This is a genomic window from Geomonas paludis (genome assembly GCF_014193585.1).
Classification (GTDB): Bacteria; Desulfobacterota; Desulfuromonadia; order Geobacterales; family Geobacteraceae; genus Geomonas; species Geomonas paludis.
Genome location: NZ_BLXY01000003.1, coordinates 250915 through 269969 on the forward strand (window position 1 = coordinate 250915; position 19055 = coordinate 269969).

18 protein-coding genes are annotated in these 19055 nt (G+C 59.8%); 1 reads left to right on the forward strand and 17 read right to left on the reverse strand.

The genetic code is table 11. From position 1 onward, the window contains the following. Positions 1–17: 17 nt before the first annotated feature. From H7687_RS11050 to H7687_RS11130, 17 genes are all read right to left on the reverse strand, one after another. Positions 18–650, reverse strand: a complete 633-nt coding sequence (locus H7687_RS11050; protein WP_246404815.1) for a class I SAM-dependent methyltransferase — start codon at positions 648–650, stop codon at positions 18–20. Positions 651–652: 2 nt separating this feature from the next. After that, positions 653–1666: a glycosyltransferase family 2 protein gene (locus H7687_RS11055; RefSeq protein ID WP_183347234.1), complete on the reverse strand. Its 1014-nt coding sequence runs from the start codon at positions 1664–1666 to the stop codon at positions 653–655. Continuing rightward, positions 1663–3267 carry a hypothetical protein gene (locus H7687_RS11060; RefSeq protein WP_183347236.1) on the reverse strand — a complete coding sequence of 535 codons (1605 nt, stop codon included), beginning with the start codon at positions 3265–3267 and terminating at the stop codon, positions 1663–1665. The genes H7687_RS11055 and H7687_RS11060 overlap by 4 nt, the downstream gene beginning before the upstream one ends. Positions 3268–3508: 241 nt before the next feature. Continuing rightward, positions 3509–3850: a DUF192 domain-containing protein gene (locus H7687_RS11065; RefSeq protein WP_183347238.1), complete on the reverse strand. Its 342-nt coding sequence runs from the start codon at positions 3848–3850 to the stop codon at positions 3509–3511. After that, positions 3851–4456, reverse strand: coding sequence for a porin family protein (locus tag H7687_RS11070; RefSeq protein ID WP_183347240.1), 606 nt, complete (start codon positions 4454–4456; stop codon positions 3851–3853). It abuts the gene before it with no gap. A gap of 79 nt (positions 4457–4535) precedes the next feature. Continuing rightward, entirely contained in the window at positions 4536–6428 is a 1893-nt protein-coding gene (locus H7687_RS11075; RefSeq protein WP_183347242.1) for an Ig-like domain-containing protein, read from the reverse strand. A 152-nt stretch (positions 6429–6580) separates the two neighbouring features. Continuing rightward, positions 6581–7492, reverse strand: a complete 912-nt coding sequence (locus tag H7687_RS11080) for a type II secretion system F family protein (RefSeq protein ID WP_183347244.1) — start codon at positions 7490–7492, stop codon at positions 6581–6583. A gap of 9 nt (positions 7493–7501) precedes the next feature. After that, positions 7502–8464 carry a type II secretion system F family protein gene (locus H7687_RS11085; protein WP_183347246.1) on the reverse strand — a complete coding sequence of 321 codons (963 nt, stop codon included), beginning with the start codon at positions 8462–8464 and terminating at the stop codon, positions 7502–7504. Between the two features lie 14 nt (positions 8465–8478). Beyond that, positions 8479–9780: a TadA family conjugal transfer-associated ATPase gene (locus tag H7687_RS11090; RefSeq protein WP_183347248.1), complete on the reverse strand. Its 1302-nt coding sequence runs from the start codon at positions 9778–9780 to the stop codon at positions 8479–8481. 78 nt (positions 9781–9858) lie between these two features. Beyond that, positions 9859–10983: a CpaE/TadZ family protein gene (locus H7687_RS11095; protein ID WP_183347250.1), complete on the reverse strand. Its 1125-nt coding sequence runs from the start codon at positions 10981–10983 to the stop codon at positions 9859–9861. A 33-nt stretch (positions 10984–11016) separates the two neighbouring features. Continuing rightward, on the reverse strand, positions 11017–12069 hold the full coding sequence (locus H7687_RS11100; RefSeq protein ID WP_183347252.1) for a pilus assembly protein TadG-related protein: 1053 nt from the start codon (positions 12067–12069) through the stop codon (positions 11017–11019). After that, entirely contained in the window at positions 12048–13502 is a 1455-nt protein-coding gene (locus H7687_RS11105) for a type II and III secretion system protein family protein (RefSeq protein WP_183347254.1), read from the reverse strand. Before H7687_RS11105 ends, H7687_RS11100 begins: the two co-directional genes overlap by 22 nt. A 36-nt stretch (positions 13503–13538) precedes the next feature. Beyond that, entirely contained in the window at positions 13539–14453 is a 915-nt protein-coding gene (gene cpaB / locus H7687_RS11110; protein ID WP_183347256.1) for a Flp pilus assembly protein CpaB, read from the reverse strand. A gap of 23 nt (positions 14454–14476) precedes the next feature. After that, positions 14477–14953: a TadE/TadG family type IV pilus assembly protein gene (locus H7687_RS11115; protein WP_183347258.1), complete on the reverse strand. Its 477-nt coding sequence runs from the start codon at positions 14951–14953 to the stop codon at positions 14477–14479. Positions 14954–15144: 191 nt separating this feature from the next. Continuing rightward, a complete protein-coding gene (locus H7687_RS11120; RefSeq protein WP_246404793.1) occupies positions 15145–15342 on the reverse strand; it encodes a Flp family type IVb pilin in 198 nt (65 codons plus the stop codon). Positions 15343–15401: 59 nt separating this feature from the next. Then, entirely contained in the window at positions 15402–15596 is a 195-nt protein-coding gene (locus tag H7687_RS11125; RefSeq protein ID WP_183347260.1) for a Flp family type IVb pilin, read from the reverse strand. Between the two features lie 376 nt (positions 15597–15972). Then, entirely contained in the window at positions 15973–17442 is a 1470-nt protein-coding gene (locus tag H7687_RS11130; RefSeq protein ID WP_183347262.1) for a sigma-54 interaction domain-containing protein, read from the reverse strand. A gap of 189 nt (positions 17443–17631) precedes the next feature. Here H7687_RS11130 and H7687_RS11135 point away from each other — a divergent pair, with 189 nt between their 5' ends. Next, positions 17632–19041 carry a DUF8689 domain-containing protein gene (locus H7687_RS11135; protein WP_183347264.1) on the forward strand — a complete coding sequence of 470 codons (1410 nt, stop codon included), beginning with the start codon at positions 17632–17634 and terminating at the stop codon, positions 19039–19041. Positions 19042–19055: the final 14 nt, after the last annotated feature.

The following is a 19055-nucleotide window of genomic DNA, read 5'->3' on the forward strand; positions in this document are numbered from 1 at the left end:
CAGTAGCCTACCGGCAGCTACGCAGGCACCGCCCGGATCAGCATCTGTTTCCCCAGCGGCTTGAAGGGGAGCCTCAGATAGAGACGAATCAACAACGGCGACACAGGCAGAGCGGACTTGATGGTCAGCGGCAGGAAACGCGGCTCGCAGTGGATCACCCTGAAGCCGTGACAGGAGAGGAAGTCGCTGATACTGCGGTCGGAGTAGACCGTCCGGTGGCTGAAATCGTCGAAATATTCACGGTAGGCATAACGGTAGTTGGGCTGCAGCAGGTTGAGGCTTCCCCCGGGGGTGAGCTTGTCGCGAAGCTGCGCCAGAGTCAGGGCAAATTCGTCCTGGGACATGTGCTCGAAGAGGTTGCTGGCGAACCCGAAATCCACCGAGCGCTCCGCAATGCCGCTCAAGTCGGTGGCGCTGCCGATGACTGTTTCCACGCCCTGAGCCGCGTGCTGCGGCATCCCGTCCCAGAGATCCAGGGCGATGCGGCGGGCGCAGCGGATGTGGTTGATGAAATGACAGTACCCGGCCCCCAGTTCCAGCACGCAGGCGCGCTCCGGGATCAGGGGCTGGAAGTACGCCTCGCACAGCGTCTTCCAGAGGAGATCCCTGCGCTCATCGTAGGGAAGACGTATCTCGTGGTAACTCTTCATGCTCACCGCCGCTTTCTCCATCCGAAAACGATGCCCAGTATCATGCGCGTGCCCACCCTGAGCGCCTTCCAGTTGCTGGAGTTGCCCCCCTTGCTCAAGCCGACCCGGTTGTGGAAGGTGATCGGGCACTCCACGACGGCCAGCCCCCTGGCCAGCGCCGTGTCCAGGAGGTGGGCGTTGAATTCCAGGTTTATGGAGGGGGTCAGGTAGGGCAAAAGCCGCTCCAACGGGCGATTGCGGCACAGCTTGTAGGTCGTGCCGACGTCGGTGAAGGTCCCTTTGCCCAGGTGTTTCACCTCGAGGAGCTTCCCGGCAAAGAAGTTGCCGTAGTACATGAAGGTGCTCAACTGGGTGCGCTGTTCCCGCAGTTGCTCGCTGATGCGCGTGCCGTTGACCAGGTCCGCGTGCGGCAGGTAGGCCAGGAACTTGTCGATGTCGTAGGCCCGGAAGGTCATGTCCCCTTCGCACAAGAGGGTGAGGTCGGTATCGGTGTAGCGCAGCCCCTCGCGCAGGGCGCGATAGACGCAACTGCCGTAGCCCGGCACCGGTTCGTGCACCACGATGGCACCGGCCTTCCGGGCCACCTCGGCGGTGCGGTCGCTGCTGTTGTTGTCCACCACCACGACGCGCTGCACCAGCGGATGCGCCGCGAAGTCTTCCACCGCGGCCCCTATGCTCAACTCGTCGTTGAAGGCCGTCAGCACCACGGTGAGGCTCTTCCCGTCCGAGGGCGCCCAGCGCACGACGCGGTCATGGCGCTTGTAGGGGAGCAGTAAGAAGAGGTCGCACAGGATGAGGATCAGCCCGGCAACGACCGGCACGCCGCTGTACCAGACGATCCTGTCCACCACCCAGAGCAACTGGCCGTCCGCCTGCAGCAGCAGTCTAAAGAAGCCGAGCAGCACCCCGGTCAGGTAGACCGCCATCCCAAGGCCCGCGATAAGGAGGCCGTAGAGGAAGGCGGGGAACCTGGAGAACCCCGGGGCAACGTTGGCGGAGGAGCTGATTTCTGTCATTTGCGCCTGTAGAGGTACCACTGGTTGGACTCGGCAGCGAGCCGGAAACGGGCTTGCAGCGCCGGCGTGTAGATTCTCATCAGCCCCGCGTTCATCCGCCCAGGCGCGGCGGGCTGTTTCGGCACCATGACGATATCGGTATCCCCGAAAAACCTCGCGTCCGAGGGGCGATGGCTGTCGCTGAAGGTGTAATTGTAAGCGATGGCCGCCATGCCTCCCTTGGGAGCAGGCCGTCCCAGGGCGTAGGGAAAAGGATTCATCATGTCCATGGTGAGGACCTTCTCCGACGGAGCGGAACTTTGCCGCAGCAAAAGGGTCCCGTCATTGACCGACTCGACATATGCGTGGCCGTTGCTGTGAGGCTCAGCCTCGTCGTCGTAAAGGAGCATCTCCTTGAGGCGCGGCTCGATGAATCGTGTCACCGACGCGCCCCCTGAGGGGTGCGCCTTCTGCATGACGCCATAGGCGAGCCCGGCAAGTTGGCTGAAGAAGGAAACAAGGATGAAAACCGTTCCGATGAGGAGGGTACTCTTGACGCCGACAGAGGACCGCCTTGCCTCACCGCCGGGGTTATTCCGGCTCCAGACGCCGAGGTCGATGACCACCCACAGGGAGTAGATCGCGGTAAGCGGCAGTTCCGAGTACTGCTGGTTGCTGCACAAAAGCAGCATGTCGACCGCGAACACGAAGCAGCCCAGCAGAACGCCGGCAAGGCGGCGGGTTCCCTTGCCCTCGCCCTTCGCACGGGCACTCTGAGTGGTCAACAGGAGCACGAACAAAAGGGAGAGCGTGTTGAGGGTGAACTTCCGGAACACCTCTGCGTAACTGAAGCTTTTGGACCGTGCTCCGGCGGCGATGTCGAGGTCCCGCAAAATCGCGCCGGCATCGAACTGGAGGTACGCCAGAAAGGCGAGGCTCACCAGGAAGAATCCGGCGGCGATGCCGGCCAGGCGCCGTTTGCCGAACGGCCTCCACAACAAAGAGGCACCGATGAGAAGAATCGCTGCGGCGAAGTAGTTCGCCTTCAAGAAAAGGCACAAAGCGGTCACAGCGCCGGTGGAAACTCCTCCAAGCAGCCAGTCACCGTCCGGCAGGTCACCGCCCCGCGGGAGAGCCTCGATCATCAGCACGCCGAGCAGTGCGTAGCCGTAGCGGTTGTAGAACATGGCGTGGCTCGAGTTGAGCGCCCCCCACCCCAGGGAATACGGGGAGACCACCAGTAGCGCCAGATAGAGGCAGAGCAGCAACCGCGCCCAAGCCGGCACCGTGTCGCGGCAAATCCGGTAGCCCCATATGCCCACAGCGAAGGCGAACATCGCGTTGCCATACCCGATGGCGTCGACGGAGAAGCGCGAGACCGCCAATCCGGCTGCCACCACCAGGAAGGAAAGCGGGCCCCAGGGGCTGGTGTAGTCGAGGTGGGGGCGCTGCCCGGTGACCACCCGCCAGCCGTTGTCGAGCAGGAAAAATATGTCGTGTCCGAACTTGCGGGTGGGAACGGCGCCGGTGTAGACCGCTGCCGCGCAGATGCCGACCAGGAAGAGCAGAAACAACAACAGGTGGTGGTTATCGCCGCGAGACGAACTGCTGGAACGGTTCATAGAGATCAATGTTCACCGCCAATGTGGCGCAAAGACTACATGGACAAATTGTTTACTGATACTGCATCATCTTTCACCAAATCCGCACACTCCCCTCTCCCTCTGGGAGAGGGCCAGGGTGAGGGCGTTGCCAATGTCACCATAATCGCAGCCGGCAGATCCCTCACCCGCCCTTCGGGCACCCTCTCCCGGAGGGAGAGGGGACAAACGCGCCGGCAGACCCGTCAAGGGAGGGGATAATTCACGCAATCTCGATCCTGTTGCCGATGACGGTTACGGTGGCGTCCAGGGTGCCGGCGGGGAGTTCGAGCACGCTGGAAGCCTTGGGGTGGAAACCGGACACGCGGTTGGGGATGAGCGTAGTGGCGACCGCCACGATCCGCTGCTCCCCGTCCAGGAAGGCGACGTCGATGGGGAATCTCATGCCGAAGGTATGAACGCTGTTGCAGGGCCTGATCCACAATCCCTGCCCCTGCGGCAGTTCCTTCCTGCCCAGCAGCCCCTTGAGCCTGGCGACGAAGGTATCGGCGACCGAGACTGCCCCGGCCAGTTCCCTCCCCGATGTGACGTCGACCGCCCTCATCTAGTCGAACATCTTTTCCGGCAGGAACAGGCGAATGCCGATCGTGCCGACGAAACTGTTGGGGTTGTATTCCTGCGGCGTGGACTTGATGTTGCCCGCCGGGGCGAAGATCCCTTTCAGTTCCGCGGTGAGGGCGATGCCCCGGGTGGCAAAATAATCGAGACCCGCACTGACATGGCCGCCGGTAGTCCACTCCAGGCCGTACCTGCGGTCGGCCGCGTTGGTGAATTTCCCCTTGATGAAATCGACACCGGCCCCGAGGTAGGGAACCAGGCGGCGGTCCGGGGTGAAGCGGTACTGCAGCCCGAGGGATATGTCGGTGAGGGAAGCCTCCCCCACCTTCCCCCCCGCCGCTTGAACATTGAGGGTCGGGGCGTGGGTGATATCGAGCTCGGCGCCAAGGTTTTGGCCCAGGCCATAGATGACGCCTCCACCCGCGGCGAGCCCGGTGTTGGTTTCATCGGCACCGGTGATGAAGTCATCCTGAATGGGCATCAGGAAACCGATCTTGCCGGTAATGCCGAACCGCCCGTCGATGCTGTCACCCATGGCAGTTCCTGCGGTGAGAGTTGAGATGACAGCCATCAAAAAGATAATTCTGCGCATCATACCTCCTCATACTTTTATCGTCGGCAAGGAGCAGCCATCGAGGTGGCAGCTCCTGAACCGGTACAGTTGTTTACGGCTAGGGCGCCTTGTCCTGGGTGACGGTGGCGATGAAACCGCCATACGAGAGCATGGAGACGCCCCCCGAGGTGGCCGTAGCCTGGTAGATGACCGACTCGGTGTTGGTCATGCCGGCGCCCGGTGCGGCCAGGCTGACATTGCAGGTGAAGATCCCCATGCCATGATCATCCGTGGTCACCGTGATTCTCAGCGGATCATCGAAGGGGTACACAACCGGAACTCCCGGCAGGGGTGGCACCAGTTCAATCCTGGTATCGAGGTTTCTGCCCGTGTTCGAGATCTCCAGGGTGACGGCGACGCCAGGCAGGGGAATGCCGTTGTTGTCGAGCACCTGTAAAGGAACCAGCTGTTTAAAGATCACAGGGCCTACGTAATCAAACGCGACGGTCCCGGAAAGACGGTTGAGGTTGCCGCCGGGGTCGCTGGTCGATGCGGAGGTAAGGAAGTTTATCACGTAGCTGTTCTGACGGACGATGTCGATGGTGTGGTAGGCGGTCACCACGGTGTCGTTGACCGTCGTGGTCGCCTGCACGATTATGCTCGAGCTCAAGGGGGCCGCCGCTGACCTGAGCCGGCACACGGCATTGCCGACGGAATCGGTATTGACCGCGTAGGATGCCTGGACGGCGCCGTTGAAGTCGAGGATGCTGCCCGAACCGGCGACCACCCGGAAGGTGACCGCGTTGTTCTGCACCGGCTTCGGGGGAGACTGCATGTCGGTCACCGTTGCGGTCAGGATGACGTCGGTGTTCAACCCGACCGAGTCCTTGTCGCTTAGGAGCGTCATCCTGATGATGGACGCGGAGAAGGGTTGCGTCGTGATCTGCACGGGGGCGAGGGCGGTGACCAGGGTGCCGTCGATGTTGGCCGAGGCCTGCAGGATGACCGAGGACGTGGAAGCGGGGTTCAGGGCGCGGATGCGGGCGAGCCCCTTGCCGAGGGAGTCGGTGACAGCCGTTGCGGTGATGACCGATGCCTCACCCGAGGCGACAGTGAAGGCGACGGTCTCGCCCACCACGGGGTTGGCGCCGGAATCCTTCAACAACACCTGGACGAAGAATTCCTCGTTGTTGTCCACCACCTGCTTGCTGGCCGCCATGGTCATCGTGTAGTTGACGGTAGAGATGGTGGTCGGCACCACCTGGAAGGGGATGTTGGCCACCACCGCGCTCCCGCTCACCGTGGCGGTCGCCTCGACGATGGCGTTGGAGACGGCGGCGGGATTGCCGGCCTTGACGATGGTGGTGGCCTGGCCGTTGGAATCGGTCACCGAATTGGCGATCACCATGGATGCCAGTCCAGCGGCGACCCGGAAGGCGACCGGGAGGTTCGCTATCGGGTTGTTGGAGGCGTCCTTGGCCGTGGCAACGATCACCTGCTCCTGGTTGGGGCTCACCGCGAGCGTGGTCATGCTGAGGGACAGTCTGGTGCTGTTGAGGTTGCCGTCGGCCGGCGAAACCTGGAAGTTGCCGTACCCCACCACGTTCTTGCTGCTGACCGTCGCGGCCCCCTGGACGATGACGTTGGTGGTGACGGCGGTGACGCCGGTCCTGACAAATGCCAGGGCGATGCCGTTGGAGTCGGTCCTGGCGGAGGTCGATACCGCCGTGGCCGGTCCCGCCGTGATCGAGAAGTTCACCGTCTGGTTGGCGATGGGGGTGTTGGAAGCGTCCTTCAACACCGCAGTGACGATCAGCTGTTCGTTGGTAAACGCCGCTGATTTAGCGGGAGTGAGTGTGAGGCTGTAGGGGGGTGTACCGGACGTTGTGCCGCCGACGGACCCGCCGGGATTAAATGGGTCCGCGCTGCCGCTGGAACTGCCGCCGCAGCCGGCCAGCGCCAGCATCAACACCGGCAGAAGTATCAAAGCCAACTTGTAGAAATATCGCATGCCCCCTCCTCGCATTTAAGGACTGATATCAGGATTTGCTACTTCTTGCAGAGCCTTGAGTAAACAAGAGCCAGTTCGACTGCGATCACCATTAAAAGAGCGCTGTTCAAATCGAAATGCATGGCCGTTCCTCCTGTTGGTTGTGCTGCTGTTTATTTTAAGAGTGTCTTGCTGATCTGGACGTAGGCCGGCCCGAGGATGACCACCAAAAGCGCCGGAAAGACGAACACAACCAGGGGAAAGATCATCTTGATGGTGGTCTTCGCGGCGGCCTCCTCGGCGAGTTGCCGTCTCTTCGTGCGCAGCGTGTCGGCATGGACGGTCAAGGCCTGGCTCAGACTGGTGCCGAATCTTTCGGTCTGAGACAGCATGGTGACAAACGACTTCACGTCATCCACCATGGTCCGGTCAGCCATGTCCTTGAGCGCCTGTATGCGGGGCTTACCCGCCCTGGTCTCCATGCTCGCCGTCTTTATCTCTTTTGCCAGCGGGTCATTGGCAAACTGCGGGACCTCCGTGGTCTTGATGAGCGCCGCGTCCATGCTGAGTCCGGCGTTGACGCAGACTGTCAGAAGGTCGAGGATGTCCGGCAGAGTATGAAAGATCTGCAGTTTCCGCTCGTTGTACCGGTAGGAGAGCCAGTAGCTGGGAGCGAGATAGCCGATGATCGCCAGCATGAGCGTCACGAGGAGCAAGAGCCGGTTCAACTCAACCCCTTTGAACATGAGCCAGAACAGCACGAAGGCGCCCGGCAAGAGCATGGTGAGCAGGATCTTGCAGCCGAAGAAGACGTAGACACTCTCCCGCTTGTACCCGGCGGCGACCAGAAGCCTCGTGTACTTCCCTTGTTCCTTTGATGACAGTTTGAGCGACTTGCCCAACTGCCCCAGTTGGTCGTACCACTTGGGCGGTTCAGCGACCAGTTCGACCTTGCTCACCTCCTGTACTTCGAACTTCTCAAGCCTGGTCTGCACCACGCCGCGACGGGCAAGGTAGGGATAAATTGCCGCTACGGTAAGAAGCACGATGGCTACGAACACGGCTGCCGTTATTGCGAGAACCATGGTCGCCCCCTAAATCCTGATCCTGATAATCTTCCTGATGACCAAAAAACCCATGACCTGCAGAACCACCGCGAGCGAAAGGACATACAGCCCCCTGACCTCCTTATAAAGAAGCGACTCGTACTTGGGGTTCAAGATATTGAACATGACAAAGGTGAAGACCGGCAAAACCCCAAGCACGTACCCGGTCATTCGTCCCTGCGCCGTATAGACGCGCACCTGCCTGCGTATCTTGAGCCGCTCCCGGATAGTCAGCGCGAGATTCTCCAAAATGTCGGAGAGGTTGCCGCCGACGTCGTTGTTGATGGAAATGGCGGTGGTGAAAAACCTCAAGTCGAGGCTTTCGATGCGCTCGTTCAGGTTGCTGAGGGTCTCGGTAATCCTCAGGCCGAGCAACTGCTGCTCGTAGGCGGTCTTGAAAAGCTCCCCCACCGGGTCCTGGATCTCCTCCCCGACAAGCTGGATGGCGCTGGTAAACGAGTGCCCGGCACGCAGCGATCGCGAAATCATGGTCAGGGCATCCGGAAAGAGCTCCGTGAATTTATCCAGCCGTTGCCTGATCTTGAAGGAAAGATAGGCGAACGGGAGCAGCGATATCACCACCGCGCCACCAAGAGCGATCAGGAACGACTTTGACAGCAGCACGATGACTACGAAACCGATAACGGTCCCCCCTGCCGACAGCATGACAAAGCGGGATGCGGTAACGTCGAGTCCTGCGTGATCGAGCTTCTTGTCCAGGTCACGGGTAAGCGGCAGCCTGGCCAGGATCCTATCCAGGGGCGGAATCTCGCGTATGATTTCAGCACGCAGTTCTTCCGGCATCCCCTGCGCGCCGGTATCCCTGGCAAGACGCTGAAGTCGCCTTTTCAGCTCGTATTTAGGCGAGGCCGTTACCGCGGTGACGCCAAAGTACAGCGCCAAGAGCAGAAAGAATACGGCCAGGAAGGTAACGATGATAATGGGTAGCATCGCAGTATCCGCCTCTAGTTCTCGAAAATGCCCTGGGGAAGATCAAACCCGTAAACCCTGAATCGCTCTGCGAAGGTGGGTCTGACCCCCGTGGCCCGGTAGCTACCGACCACCCTGCCGTCCTTGTCGATGCCTTTTTGATCGAACACGAAGACGTCGTGCATGACGATGGTATTGCCCTCCATGCCGGTTATCTCGGAGAGTTTCACCACCTTCCTGGTCCCGTCCGAGAACCTGACCAGTTGGACCACCACGTTGAGGGCCGCGGCCACCTGCTCGCGGATGGCGCGCTCGGGGAGGTCCATGCCGGCCATGAGCACCATGGTCTCGATACGCGCCAGCGCATCGCGCGTGGTGTTGGCGTGGACGGTGGAGATGGAGCCGTCGTGACCGGTGTTCATGGCCTGGAGCATGTCAAGAGCCTCGCCACCGCGGATCTCGCCCAGGATGATCCGGTCCGGACGCATCCTCAGGGCGTTGCGCACCAGGTCGCGCTGGGTCACCTCACCGCGCCCCTCGATGTTGGGGGGCCTGGTCTCCAGGCGCACCACGTGTTCCTGCTTGAGATGCAGCTCCGCGGAGTCCTCGATGGTTACCACGCGCTCGTCGTGGGGGATGTATTCCGACAGCACGTTGAGCATGGTGGTCTTACCGGTGCCGGTACCGCCGGAAACCAGGATGTTGAGCCTGGTGCGGACCGCCCCCTCCAGGCATTTTTCCATGCGCGGGTCCAGCGTGCCCAGGTTGAGCAGGTCGCTCATCTTGAGCGGGTCCTGCCCGAAACGCCGGATGGAGAGCACCGGCCCGTCCAGCGCCAGCGGCGGGATGATGGCGTTGACGCGGGAGCCGTCCGGGAGTCTCGCGTCCACGTAGGGAGAGGACTCGTCGATGCGGCGGCCGACCTTGGAGACGATGCGCTCGATGATCTGCAACAGGTGCGCGTTGTCCTTGAAGCAGACATCGCTCTTGACCAGCTTGCCGAAACGCTCCACGTAGACCTGGGAGCTCCTGTTCACCAGGATGTCGGAGATGTGCGGGTCGGCCAGCAGGGGCTCCAATGGTCCCAGGCCGAAGGTCTCGTGCTGAATCTCCACGACCAGCCGGTCCCGCTCGAACTGGTTCAGGGGCACCCCTTCCTCGATGATCAGGTTTTCGATGACGAACCCGATTTCGCGGTTCAGCTCGTTGGTGCCCAGAAGGTCCAGCTTGGCCAGGTCGAGGCGCTCGATCAGCCTGCGGTGGATGCGGCTTTTCAGGTCCTGGAAGAAATCCTGGTCGCTGGTGGTGCCGGGAATATGGAACGGGTCGTTCGGCATAGGTCAGACCTCGTGAGCGGTGCTGAGGATAGCGCGCTGCCCCGCGCCCAGGCGGCGGCAGCGGCCGTCCGCTGCGCGTTAGTGTTTGGCTACCATTTCGGCCAGGCTGATGACCGCCTTGCTGACCGGGGAACCGGGGGAGTACTTCACCACCGGCATCCCCTTGTTGATGGAGTTGACCACATCGAGGTACTCGTTGGGTATGGTCTGAAAAACGGTATGCCCGAGCACCTTCTCCGCGTCCTTGATCTGGATGTCGGCCTTGGGCAGGTAACGGTTGACGATCAGCTTCAGGCGGTCCTTGCGCAGCCCCTTCCTTTCCATGGCGGTGAGGTAGCGCTTGCTGTTCTTCAGTGCGGGAAGGCTCAAGGCCGTCGTGAACAGGATCAGGTCCGAGGACTCGAAGATGGCCATGTTGCAGCCGGCCAGCGGTCCGCCGCAGTCGACCACCACGTAGGTGAACACCCCCCTCAGGAAGGAGAGGATGCGGTGTACCTGTTCGGGGGTGATCAAGATGGCATCGTCGACCTCGTTGGGTTCGGTAAGCACGAACGGTCCCGAGGCATGCCTGGTCATGACCGTCATCAGGAAGTTGGCGTCGAGACGGTCGATGTTGCTGGTGACGCTGCTCAAGGTGTAGGTCGGGTCGACGTCGAGGAAGGTGCTGATGTCGCCGGAGTAGAGGTTTAGATCCACTAACGCCACCTTGACACCTTCGGCGGCGAGACTCGCTGCCAGGTTCACCGCAACCGTTGTGGTCCCCATCCCACCGGTGGGGTAGTAGACAGATATGATCTTGGCTCGGGAGACCTCCTCAGTCTTGGAGAAGATGAAGCGTCCCACCTTCTGCAGGGCGAGTTTCAGCTCGTCCTGGGTCAGGGGGCGCAGCATGTACTCCACCGCCCCGGCGCGCATGAGGGAGAGGATCCAGTCGGAACTCTTCTCGGAGGAACTGACGATGACCGAGGTCCTGGGAAATTTGGAGGTGATGTGCTGCACTTCCTGCATGCCGCGCTGGATGTCGTTCACCTCGAGGATGACCACGTTGGGCGAGTTCTTCTCGATGATCCTCAGGCCGGAGCTGAAGTTTTCCACCGATCCGATTATGCTGATCGTCTCGGCAAAGGGCCTCAGCGTCGCCTCTATGGACTCCCGGGAGGAAGCTTCGCTGTCGATGATGGCTAAAGTGATGCGTGGAGGCATAGGTGTTCTTTTCCCTTGAGTTGTCGACCGCTGTTATTTCACCAGCGTTGCTTTGCTGCCAAGGAAACTGGCGGTGGAACACCCCTGGCAGTCTATCCTCTGAATCTCGGCGTAGGCCTCTCCCCCTCCGGCGGTAGTCTTCACCTCGATGAGGTCGATCTCAGCGTACTCGACAAGTTTGGTGAAGCTCTCACCCCAGGAAACGGAGGAGGGACAGACCTCGAAAATGGGCACCAGGACGGTCCAGATCTTGGTACTAGGGTCTCTCTCGGCCAGGTAGGCATCGCGCAGGATATCGATGGTCTTGCCCAAGCCGTTGTTGGTCCAGAGGGTTTCGCCGCAAAGACCCAGCGGGATTTCGTGGTCGGGGTCCTTGATCAGCTTGGCGACAGTACCGTTGGGGCCTAACTCCGTCGCCTTGGAGGTGGCGGAGAACTCGGTCCACCCGACCGTGTACAGCGGGTTGGCGACCCCGGCCGGGTCAACCGCCTTGGTCTGATTGAAATACACTTTGAAGGGGAAGGTGGTAACACCGCACAGGCTCTGGCAGAGCACGATGGGGGCCGAGGGCTTCGGGGGTCTGCAGGCGATCGCCTCGGCCCTAGCTGCCATGGTGTCCCAGTTCATCACTTGGGCGAAAAAGCTGTCCACGGGCTTATTGTCCGTGCTGATCCCTGTCCCCGCCTCTGAGGTCCTGCGCGTCATGACCTTGACCGCGTTGGCGACCTTGCCGAACGGGACCACGGGGAGCAGCTTTCTTGTCTTCTTGTCCCAGTACCCCACCACGATGTCGCCATTTGCGCTGTTGGTGGTGTTGAGGTCCACTTTGGCCGTTTCGCCGGCGGCCTTGTTGCGCTCCGTGAACTGCTTCGCGGTCTGCCGGGCTACCGTGACATTGGGCAGTTGTGACACCCCCGCGAGGGCACCGGAGTCGGCGGCGTTTTGCAACTGCCCCTTGGTCAGGTACATGTGCCCCATGTCCACGGCGAGGCCTACGAAGGCAAACAGGACCACGACCATCAGCGCAATGTAGACCAGCGCAAACCCCTTCTGGTTGTTGTTTCTTACTCTCCTAAAGGCATCCATGACAGTTCCTTCTCCTGCTCAGGAGTAAGCTTCTTGTCAGTCGGCAGTTCGGTCTTCCCCCCAGGCAGCGTTGGTTTCACGAGCTTCGGCGTGATGAAGAACACCAGTTCCTTCTCGGTGATGTCTTTACTGCTGGAACGGAACAACGCCCCCAATATCGGGATGTCACCCAGCAGGGGAATCTTGGACATGTTCTTGACCTCCTCCTCCTGCAGCAACCCGGCGAGGATCAAGCTTTCGCCGTCCCTGAGTTCCACACTGGTGTCGACCGTCCTGGAGTCGATGATGGGGTAGCCGTTGACTGGTAGAAACCCCTGAATGCTGCTCACCTCGGCAGGGTTGATCTTCAGTGCAATCATGCCGTTTTCCAGCACCTCGGGCTTGAATTTCAGCTTGATACCGATGGGCTCGTACTTGATGCTGGTGGTGGCCTGCCCGTTGGTGCTCTCGATAATGGCGATGGGGACCTTGCTACCGGCCAGGAAGTTCCCCTCCTGAGAGCTCTTGACCAGCAGGTTCGGTTCGGCCAGCACCTTGGCGAGTCCCTTGGAGCTCAGGGCCTGCAGCACGGAGGAGATGCCTGCTGGGAAGTAGGAGACGCCGGCCTGGAAGGTGTCCAGGGAGGCGAAGTTCCCGATCCCCGTCCCTACCCCGGTCGCCTTGCCGTCAGGCCCCCCGATCAGGTTGGAGAAGCCCTCGGCCGTATTCCCCTTGACCAGGAAGCTTATGCCGAGTTTTTTCAGGGAAGTCTTGTCCACCTGGGCAACCTTCACCTGTAGCAGCACCTGTTGCGGTTCGTTGACCGTGATGTTGTTGATGACCTTCGCGGAGAAGGCCTTGGCGAGGTCCTGGGCCTTGGTCCTGGTCTGGTCGTTGGCGACGTTGCCTGAAAGCACCACCGTGTCATTGGCGTACTGCACCTCAATGGCGTCCTTGGGGGCCATCTCCTTCATCTGGCTCTGTATGGTGTCGCGATCGCCGACCACCCTGAGGTCGAAGAAGGTCGGCACCGGACGCTCGTCCCCCTCTCCTTTCGTCCAGATGATCATGCTGGTGCTGCCGATGCTGATGCCATCCAGTTTCAGCACGTACTCGGAGAGCACCTCGGGCACCACAAACTTGTTGGTGTTACCAGTGTCTGTCTCCGAGGTCCTCTTTCTTACCGCGCTGGCCGCAACTACGTTGGACGCGTCGGCGGTGCCAGGTTTCGGCACGGCAACCGTCTCGTCGACGTCCTTTTCCTTGGCCTCCTTCTTGGTGTTGGCAAGCGTTACCAGCACGATCTTCTTGTTCTGGCTCTTGAAGTCCACCAGGATGCTTTTGTAAAGCCCTACCTCCAGAGGTACCCCGGCGTGTGCCGCGGTCACACATGTACAGGTCACCAACAACGCCCAGGCCAGCAACTGCAGTTGTTTTTTAAGGACGATTATCATCAAAGCACCTCATTCGTGAGCTGAATGTCAGCCGATCTATTGAAGAACGAACTCCTTGGTGGTGCGCACGCCGCCGTCTATGAGCGTCACGGTGTGGCCGGTGCGCGGCGCGGGAACCTGCGGCTTCGGGGCCGCCACTGCGCGCGGCTTCTTTACCACAGGACGTTTCGCGGCCACTTTGACTGGCTTGGGCGTGGGTGCTGGTGTCGGCGTCGCGGCAGTCGGCGGGGCTGAACCGGCCAGCACCTTGGCAATGGTCGCTCCCCTGGCGTCTGTCGGCCCGGAGTCCGCAATGTTCCTGAGCAGCAGTTGCAGCGTCCCCCTGCTGGCCCCAAGGACGAGCCGCTCCGAATCATCGGGGGTAACGTCCAGGGTGACGGTGGGAACGACGACAGGCTTCCCTTCCTTCTGTTCAGTGATTTGCCCGGTGGCCAGCACGGGTACATTCTGCAGGATGATCTTGCTGATTTTCTCGTTTTGGACGCCCGGAATTGGGGTGGTGAGAACAACATCTACGCGGTCGTTGGGGGTGATGAAACCGGCCACGCCGGCAACTTCGTTTACGGCGACCGTTACGGCGCGGTGCCCCAGAGGGATGATATAGGTCATGAACCCAGCCCCCTGCCCCCCCGCCTTGGGTTTGAGCTTTTGTTCCGTCACGGCATCCCCCTTGGAGATGGGGCGGATGGCGACGCGCCCGACCAGGGGCTTGGGATTGAGGGAACTCCCCGGGGGAATGCTGTCCTTGGGCCAGGAGGTCACCTTCAGCTGAGGCTCGCTGATCGTCGCGCCGATGGGTATATCAGTCGCCGCGACGACGATCTGCTGTGGCTGAACCGCCTTGGTCTTGTCCATCTCCCCCTGCAGGTAGTGGAAGGTGAGCCAAGCAGCAATCCCTGCAAATACCAGAGCAAGAATCGCCACGACGATCACTGCCTTGGGTCGAGTCATAGCACCTCCTGAAATAGCCAAAACTATTCATAACGCATTGAAGCTTCAGCCGTGATCCGGTTCGTGATGGGGATCAGTAGAGGGAGCACGGCTTCGAACTTGTCCCACCTCAGGGTGATGGTAACGCTGTCGCCGGAGCTAAGGCCAGCCGGAGCAGCCAGTTCGGTGTATGCGATATCCACCACGACCTCGTTTTTCGGAATGCCTGCAAAGAGCGAGCTGCAGATGCTGCGGTACACCGCTCCGTTCGAGGCTGCGTATTCGCTGTCGGTGCAACTCATGGTATGGGTGACGCCAGTGGCCGCCATGCCGTCGGGATGGAGGGTGGCATCGAATCTGGGAGTAACGGCTGCGGCGCGGGCACCCGCCCGGGCGGCGTTGTTGATAGTGTTCTTCAGATAAAGAAAGCGGCCGAACTCAAAAAGCCCCATGATCAACAGTATCAACAAAGGGAGAATTATTGCTGTCTCAACAATGGCCTGGCCTTTTTGATCTTTCATTATTTTTTCCTAAACTATTATGTCGACTGCTATAACACTATTGGTATTCTTTTATACAAACTCACACAGTTGTCAAGAACTCTAATAGAAAAAAAGGAGAATCTTAGCCCTGAAAGAAGCCAACCTTTCAGGAAAAAGATCCTCCTTGTAAAATTCAAAAACTACTGCCAAGGAATGCCGAAGCGGACAGGTTACTGCGTCAGTGCGCTATTCACCGTGCTGAAGGCTTCACAGGTCTTGCCACCCAATGCCGTCATTATGACGATAACAACGATGGCGATCAGGACGAGGATGAGGGCGTACTCCACAAGCCCCTGCCCCTTCTGGCTTTTCAGGTTTTCAACGCCGGCAAGCAGGTTAAGATAAACCATTTTGATCCAGTCACTCATGACACGTCTCCTTTTTTTGATTGAGATCCGCCCCGCATGGCAAAGGCGGCGATGCAGAATCATTTACCGGCGTTTTGAACCCCGGAGTTAATCGTCTCATAGGTGTTGTTGAGCTGCCGGCCAAAGGCCACCAGCATCAAGAAGATCACCATAGCTATCAGCACCAGCAACAGCGCGTACTCCACGAGCCCCTGCCCTCTACGATCAGCCAGCTTGGAACCGAGAAAAATTGGAATTATTTTAGCTTTAGCCATAAAGGATCACGGTCTTACCCTCTGAGGACACAGCGCATGGTCCGGAAAATTTATATTTAAATTATTAACCGTTGTCAATTCCACTATTAACCACAAACGGTATTAGAGTTCTATAATTTTCAATATACACAATGACATTAAATTAGATATTTATAATAGAAGGCTGTTGCTCTAGTTCAGTAAATGATCAGCACAATGCGTGCCGCACCTCCTTCAAGTAAGAAAGATTTTGTTAGTTCCATCTGATTACGGGAAATTAGAGATCGGTTGGGCTGACACGGGGCTGCGGGGCGCGACCGGAAAGTGTCAGGGAGGTGTAAATGAAGTGTAAAGCTGACTGTAAAGGAGGTGTAAAGCAGATGCGGAGCCCGGCGGGTTATTTCATGTCGTCCCTGCTGATTCCGTGTTTCTTGATCAGGGCGTACATGCTGGGACGGCTGATGTTCAACTGGCGGGCAGCCCGGGCGATGACGTAATCGTTTTGCTCCAGCACCTGGATGACGTACTCCTTCTGGGATGACCCCGGCCTGGAGACCGGCTCGGGCACCGGTGCGGGGATGCCGTCCTGGTCCAGCTCCATGCACTCAGGGTCGATCACCCTCCCCGTGGCCATCAGGAATCCCCTCCTCACCTTGTTCTCCAGTTCACGGACGTTGCCGGGCCAGGCGTGGCTGCGGATGGCGTCCAGGGCCTCCTCGGAAAATTGCATGGAGCGGTTTTCGCTGCAGGAGAATTTATCCAGGAAGTACCGGGCCAGCCGCACCTTGTCCTCTCCCCGCTCGCGCAGGGGGGGGAGCTTGATGGTGAAGGAGTTGAGCCGGTAGAAGAGGTCGGTGCGGAAATGTCCCTGGCCGATGGCACGTTGCAGATCGCAGTTGGTGGCGGCCACGATCCTCACGTCGATCTTTTTGGAGTGCGCGGAACCAACCGGCTGGACCAGCCTGTCCTCGAGAAAGCGCAACAGTTTCGCCTGCAGGCTGGCGGGGAGGTCTCCGATCTCGTCCAGAAACAGGGTGCCGCCGTCGGCTGACTCGAATTTACCCTTCTTGGTGGCGTAGGCCCCGGTGAACGCCCCCTTTTCGTACCCGAACAGTTCGGCCTCGAGCAGGGTTTCGGGAATGGCGGCGCAGTTGACGGCGACGAAGGGGCCGTCCCTGCGCGTAGAGAGCTGGTGCAGGGACCTCGCGGTCAGTTCCTTGCCGGTCCCGCTCTCCCCCAGAAGGAGCACGCTCATTTCGGTGGGAGCCACCTTCCTGATCATGGAGAACACGGAGAGCATCCCCTCCGAGGTGCCGACGAACTCCTTGTCCGGGGAGCGGTGCTGGATCTTCAGCAATTTGGAGTCTACGAACTGGATGATCTTCTGGATGTGCTCGAGGTTGAGCCGGCTGAGACGGATGTTGAGGCGCTGGGCGAAGGTGTTTTCGATGTGCCGTTCGAGGTAGTTGTTTTTGGCAAAGTTGAGGTAGAGGTTGCACTTGTCGCAGGACCCTTCGCGGGAGTCGTCGGGGTGGCCGCAGTAGGGACAGGAATCGGTCTGGGGAAGGCTGTCCCTGACGTGTTCCCACAGGGCCTGCATGGTGTCGTGGTCGGAGTAGAACAGACGGACTGCGGCACCTCCCTGCCCCTGCCGCACCAGCTTGGCCAAGAGCTCCACCTCGCCCTTGCCGGGAATGACCGGCTTAATGGCGAAAATTTCGCTCAGCTGTGTGGAAAGGCCGACCACCAGGGCGCCGCTCAGGCTGAGTTCCGTGACGGTCACCTGCTCTTCCGGCCTGTCTTCCCGTGCGATGTAGCAAACAGTGGAGTCAAGATGCGTGCGGACTCTGACATCAAGTCTACCCATGCTGCCTCCCAAGAGAATCAGCGACACCGCTGGACTCTTTAGTTAAAATGTGACAATACTATAATCTGACAGCAGGCCGGAAACAAGGACAACATTTCTGACACAACCTGTATATGGGTTCTTTACATGGCGAAGTTTTGAGGTAAATCTTACCACCAAACCGCGCTTATGACAGTCATGGGGGAAACAATGTTCATTCTCGGTGAGAAGCTGGTTAAGGAAAACATCATTACCCAGGCGCAACTTGACGAGGCACTGGAGCGGCAGCGCCGGCTGGGAGGGCGGCTCGGGCACAACCTGGTGGCCCTGGGACACGTCACCGAACAGGACATTAAGAAGCAGTACCAGCGAAATCCCCCACCCCCAAAATGCGTGGAGGATACCGGGCTCGACCTCTCCTTCATTACCGACCTGGTCCTGAAGCACATCGTTTTCATGGGGGAGTTCCGCATGGGGGACGTCGTGGAGCGGATCAAGCTCCCCATGACCATCGTGAACCGGGCGCTGGAAATCCTGAAGCGGGAGAAGTTCGTCGAGATCAAGGGGGCCACGAGCTACGCTTCGGCCACCTACACCTTCAAGGTCACCGAATCCGGACAAAAGCGCAGCCTCGAGTTGATGGACCTGTGCCGCTACGCCGGGCCGGCGCCGGTCACCCTGGACGAGTACCAGACCATGGTGGAACTGCAGACCGTGAAGTGCGTGACCATCAGTGACGAGACGCTGCGGGACGCCTTTTCCCACCTGGTGTGCCGGGAGGACCTGTTCCGCCGCCTGGGGCCGGCCATCACGTCGGGGAAGACCGTGTTCATCTACGGTCCTCCCGGCAACGGCAAGACGGCGATCGCCGAGGCGGTGGGGCGCGTCCCGACCGACTTCGTCTACGTACCCTACGCCATCGACGTCGGCGGCCAGATCATCAGCGTCTTCGACCCGGTGAACCACATCCCGGTCCCCCCTACCCTGCTTGCCGAGAACGTGGACCAGCGCTGGGTGCTGGTACGCAGGCCGGTGGTCATGGTGGGGGGAGAACTGACCATGAGGATGCTCGACCTCGACTTCAACCGCATCTCGAAATACTACGAGGCCTCGCTGCAACTGAAGGCCAACAACGGCATCTTCATCCTGGACGACTTCGGCAGGCAGCAGATCGAGCCCCGCGACATCCTGAACCGCTGGATCGTCCCCCTGGACCGGCACATCGACTTCATGACCCTGCACACCGGGATGAAGTTCGCCGTCCCCTTCGACATGCTGGTCATCTTCGCCACCAACCTCGAGCCGACCGAGTTGCTGGACGAGGCCTTCCTGCGCAGGATCAGGTACAAGGTGGAGATCGACCGCCCCACTGAACAGGAGTACGGCAGGATCTTCAAGCTGGTCTGCAGCGCCAACGAGGTCCCCTTCTGCCAGGAGGCGTATGACTACCTGATGAGTTACTGCTACAAGAAGTACGGCGCGATCCCGAACGCGTGTCACCCGCGCGATCTCATAGAACAGATTATTGTCGAATCCCGCTATAACAACCAGCCGGCTCGACTGACAAAGGAAAGTATTGAGATGGCATGTTCCAATTATTTTGTTAAAATGGAGGCATGACGCAGGTCGTTTGC